Genomic DNA, 4,981 nt, shown 5'->3' with positions numbered 1-4,981 from the left:
TCAGGCCAAGAATGGTGGCATATTTCGTGACCGGAGAGGTCCGTGTGACATGGTACTGAGAAGGTGTCATTCGTTGATCCTCGGGAATAGGCCATTAGGCTTAATGGCAAGGATGACAAGGAAGGTGAGATGCCCCGCAAGGAGCTGCCAACCGGGATCAATCTTGGCGCCGATGGTTTGGGCCACGCCCAAAATCACGCCGCCCGCCAAGGTGCCCCAAAGGTTACCAAGACCGCCGATGATCACAGCTTCAAAGCCAAAGATAAGACGACCACCACCGATAGAAGGATCAAAGCTGGTCCGAATACCGAGCATGATGCCTGCAATCGCGGTCACGGCAAGCGCCAGCGCCATCGCAAGACCAAAGATATGGCGTCGATTGAGGCCCATAAGTTGCGCGATTTCCTGATTGTCAGATGTCGCGCGAAAGGCACGGCCAAGCGCAGTGCGATAGAACACCCATTGCAGCAGTGCGATCACAACGACAGCTATCGCGAATGTCATGACGGGCAGAACCCCAAGGGACAAGCCACCAAGCGACACGCTCGCAGTTTCAAGCGCACCGGCATTCATCTTTTGCGGATCGGCGGAATATGTTTCCAAAAGCGCGTTTTGGATGATCACCGACAGGCCGAACGTCACCAATAGCGGTGGCAGGATATCCTTGCCCAAGGTTTGGTTCAAAATTCCGCGTTGCAAGACGTACCCGATCCCCGCCATCGCAGGCACAACGACGATCAAGGCGAGCAGCGGATGCAGACCCAGAATGGTTGTGACGGATAGGCCAAGATAGGCGCCCAAAACGATGAGATCCCCATGGGCTATGTTCACAAGGCGCATCACGCCAAAGATCAGTGAAAGCCCCGCAGCAAAGAGCGCGTAAAGCCCCCCGAGCAGCGTTCCTTGCACAATTGCATTGACCCATTCCATTTATTCTACTCCGAAATAGGCGCGCGAAATATCTCCGCGGGCAACAGTTGCAGATGCGCCTTCAAGGGAAACACGCCCCTCTTGCAGACAGTAAAAACGTTGAGAGACGGACAGCGCTTTGGTGATGTCTTGCTCCACGATGAGCGCGCTCATCCCTTCGCCAATAATCCCAGGAAGCGCGTCGTAGATGTCCTTGATGATGATCGGCGCGAGGCCGAGACTGATTTCATCAAACAGGATCAAATCAGGGTTCGCCATCAATGCGCGGCCAATCGCAACCATCTGCTGCTGACCACCGGAAAGCGACGTGGATTGCTGGTGGCGACGTTCCTGCAAGATGGGAAAGAGCTTATAAACCGCCTCAAGCGACCAAGGGCCCTTACGTCCAATCTGACCACCGATGATGAGATTTTCTTCAACCGACAGCGATGGGAACAGCTGACGCCCTTCTGGCACCAAGGCAATTCCCCGCGCCGCGACCTCATCCGCACGCAACGCGCCGATGTCGTTGCCAAGGTATTGAACCATGGAAGGTTGGTTCTGCGTAAGGCCGGAAATAGAACGCATCAGCGTTGTTTTGCCCGCGCCGTTTGCGCCGATAATGGCCAAAACTTCGCCCTCAGTGACCTCTAGATCGATCCCATAGAGCGCTTGGAAATCACCGTAAAAGGCTTCAAGTCCGTTGAGTTTAAGAATGGGTTCAGGCATCCGCTTCAATCCCCAAATAGATTTTCTTCACTTCCGGACTGTCCATGATCGCGCGTGGCTCGCCTTCGGCAATTTTGCTGCCGAAATCGATCACCATTAGCTTGTCCACGACAGCCAAAAGCGCGTGCACGACGTGCTCGATCCAGATGATCGTGACGCCGCGTGCGTGAATGTCTTTGATGGTTTGCACGAGCGAGGTGCATTCCGCTTCGGTCAAACCGCCCGCGATCTCGTCAAGCATCAACAACTTTGGCTTGGCACAGAGCGCACGGGTCAATTCCAAACGCTTGCGTCCGAGCAAGGTCAAACCACCTGCAAGCGTATTCGCGCGATCCAAAAGTTCTGTTTGCTCAAGGACCTCAATACAGAATGCTTCGGCCTCAGCGCCTTGCATGCCTCCTGCTTGCGTGGCGGCGATCATCGCATTCTCAAAAACGGTCATGCCAGAAAACGGCTGTGGCACCTGAAAACTGCGCGCCATGCCCGCACGGCATCGCTTGGTCGCGCTGTGGCCGGTGACATCGCGGCCATCAAAGGTGACCCGCCCCGAATTTGGGGACAACGTGCCTGTAATCAGGTTGAACATCGACGTTTTACCAGCGCCGTTGGGGCCGATCACGCCAAGCGCCTGACCTTGCTCGACGCTAAAGCTGAGTTCATCCGCAACAGTCACTGCGCCAAAGGATTTTGACACCTGATCTAGTTGTAAAAACGCGGTCATATTTCCTCGCATTTATTCATGAAAATGGCGGCGCACGACATCATGCACCGCCATAGTTTTCTACTTACGAAAGTAGCTTTAACTCACCCGTAAGCGGGATCTCAGGCGCTGAAGAATTCGCAACGATCTTCAGATCAAGTGTGTCACCGTCACGCTGCCATTGACCAGCAACCAGCGGTGTCTTGGTGACGTTGTTGATTGGGCCGTTCGCCCAGTTCACGTTACCGGTGATCGTATTCAGGTTGGTTGACGCAATCGCTGAAACAATCGCGGCTGGATCTTCAAGATCTTCCGCACGTTTGATCACATCAGCCACCACTTCAAACAACGCATGCTTAAAGCCAATTGGCTGTGTCCATGGGCGACCTGAATCCGCGGTATAGCCATCTGCCAATTCTTTAGAGCTCGCGCCCGTCAAAGAAGAACTGAACGGATGGTTCGGTGACCACCAAACTTCAGACGACAGACCATCGCCGCGCTCGCCCAAGGCTTCAATCACGGATGGGAACAACAATGCTTTACCGATTGTCACAACCTTCGGCGCAAAGCCCTGCTGCGCAGATTGTGCCCAGAATGTTGCGAAATCTGGTGGGATCATATTGCCTGTAACGATCTCAACGCCAGCCGCTTTGAAGGCTGCGATTTGGTTGCTGAAATCATCCGAAAGGGGTTGATAGCGACCCGGATCAACCAGATCATATCCCGCGGCAGCCAATGGTTTTGGCAGACCAAGTTCTGCATCCCCCCAAGCGTTGCCATCGGCGTCGTTCGGGAACAATCCACCGACCTTCTTTGCGACACCGCTTTGGCCCCACATATCAAGGAAAGAACCGATCACATCTTCCAGACCCCAGAAGAAGTGGTAGGTGTTTTCAAACCCTTCACCCGGAACACCATTGCGGCCAAAGAAATATGGCTGCCATGGGCAATCTGTTGTGATGCACGGCACTTCGTTGATTTCAGCCTGATCAGACACAGGGTTCACTGTGTCTGGCGTAGAGGCCGCAACGATCAGATCAACCTCATCGCCAAGGATCAAATCCGCAGCAACCTCAGCTGCGCGGTTCGGGTTGGATTGGCTGTCTTTAGAAATGATTTCAACGGAGTAAGCTTTCCCGTTGTTTTCCAAACCAGCAGAGAGCGCTTGGCTCACTGACTTGAGAACATAATCATCGGCCTCAGCGAAACCTGCCAAAGGACCGGTGCGTGGGCTAACGTGCCCCACTTTAATTACTGGGTTGGCCGCATATGCGCGAGAGCTGGACAAAATCGCTGGTGTTGCCAGCGCCATTGCGCTGCCCGCCATAAAGCGACGACGTGAATAAGTGTTCGTTTTAGTTTTCATCTTTTCCTCCCTGTGTCTGACCTCCCGAGCCAGACGAGTTTTGCGTCAATCGTTTAGTATGTCTTCAAGACGCGTTAGATGCCGTGCCACGCGCGCGCGCAGCTGATCGGCTTCATCTTCAGTCCATTCGCGAAATCCTTTGCCGGTTTTCATCCCAAGCCGCCCGTCTTTGACGAGCTGCTCAAGATAGGGCGACGGCCCTTTCCGGCTTTCGAGATCGAACAGAACATTCTCGTGGATATCGAGGCTCAGATCAGTGCCTACGAGATCCGCATTTTCCAGTGGGCCGAGGACCGCCAAGCGGCGTCCAAAGCTGGCTTTGATCACTGTATCAACGGCTTCTGCATCGCAGATGTCGTTCTCGACCAAGCTGATCGCCTCGCGCCAGAGCGCGTGCTGCAAGCGGTTGCCGATGAACCCTGGAACGTCCTTTTTGACGCGTACAGGTGTTTTGCCCGCATCTTGCAACAGGTCCATCATCGCATCCGCGACGCTATCATCAGTCCATTCCGTGCTGACCACCTCAACCAAAGGGATCATGTGCGGCGGGTTCCACCAATGGGTGCCAACCGCGCGGGACTTCAGGCGCAATTCGCTCATGATTTCTGTGATCGGCATTACAGATGTGTTGGACGCCAAAATGCAGTGTTCTGGTGCATGCGCCTCGATTTCAGCGAAAATTTCACGCTTCAGATCAAGCTTTTCTGGCGCAGCTTCAAAGACGAACTCCGCCTCGTTCACGGCCGATTCAATCGTGCTGGTGATCTCGATCTTCTTCAAAATCTTGACAATTTTTTCGGGCTCATACCCCAGCGTTTTAAGGCTGTCGGCGATACGCCCAGCCACGCTTGCACGGGCCGCTTCGAACGGATCGGTGATACGCACATATTGGCCCGCAGCGGCAAGGGTCAGGGCAATGCCATGCCCCATGAGACCCGCGCCAACAACGGCGGTTTGACAATTCTTACGCATCGATCAGCCCGCCGTATATCCGCCATCGGCATAAAGAATATGCCCCGTATAAAAATCAGACGCACTTGAGGACAAGAAGAGCAAAGGTCCTGCCAAGTCTTCAGGTTCACCTAAACGACCCTTAGGAACACGCGCCAAGAAACCTTCGCGAACGGCTTTGGCTTTGTCCGTGTCTTCAAACATCCAAGCAGTCAAAGGCGAGCGGAAAACCGTAGGCGCGATTGCGTTTACAGTGATGCCTGTTGGGCCTAGCTCACAGCCAAGCGCTTTGGTCACGCCATCTACAGCCGCTTTAGACGCACAAT

At 54.2% G+C, this 4,981-nt stretch carries 6 protein-coding genes; all 6 read right to left on the bottom strand.

What is annotated here, in order from left to right; translation table 11 throughout:
• Positions 1-66: 66 nt before the first annotated feature.
• Positions 67-930 carry a branched-chain amino acid ABC transporter permease gene (locus tag ABJQ89_RS15900; protein WP_348497144.1) on the bottom strand — a complete coding sequence of 288 codons (864 nt, stop codon included), beginning with the start codon at positions 928-930 and terminating at the stop codon, positions 67-69.
• Positions 931-1,638: an ABC transporter ATP-binding protein gene (locus tag ABJQ89_RS15895; RefSeq protein ID WP_348497143.1), complete on the bottom strand. Its 708-nt coding sequence runs from the start codon at positions 1,636-1,638 to the stop codon at positions 931-933.
• Positions 1,631-2,359 (bottom strand): ABC transporter ATP-binding protein, encoded by a 729-nt coding sequence (locus ABJQ89_RS15890; protein ID WP_348497142.1) that lies wholly within the window; start codon positions 2,357-2,359, stop codon positions 1,631-1,633. Before ABJQ89_RS15890 ends, ABJQ89_RS15895 begins: the two co-directional genes overlap by 8 nt.
• A 64-nt stretch (positions 2,360-2,423) precedes the next feature.
• The gene (locus ABJQ89_RS15885; protein WP_348497141.1) at positions 2,424-3,704 is read right to left on the bottom strand and encodes an ABC transporter substrate-binding protein; all 1,281 of its coding nucleotides are present in this window, start codon (positions 3,702-3,704) and stop codon (positions 2,424-2,426) included.
• A gap of 45 nt (positions 3,705-3,749) precedes the next feature.
• A complete protein-coding gene (locus ABJQ89_RS15880; protein WP_348497140.1) occupies positions 3,750-4,676 on the bottom strand; it encodes a 3-hydroxyacyl-CoA dehydrogenase NAD-binding domain-containing protein in 927 nt (308 codons plus the stop codon).
• 3 nt (positions 4,677-4,679) lie between these two features.
• A partial coding sequence (locus ABJQ89_RS15875) for an SDR family oxidoreductase (protein ID WP_348497139.1) occupies positions 4,680-4,981 on the bottom strand: 302 nt, incomplete at its 5' end.

Origin of the sequence: Planktotalea sp. (assembly GCF_039984035.1) — a bacterium.
Classification (GTDB): Bacteria; Pseudomonadota; Alphaproteobacteria; order Rhodobacterales; family Rhodobacteraceae; genus Planktotalea.
This window is presented reverse-complemented; position numbering and strand designations above follow the sequence as displayed.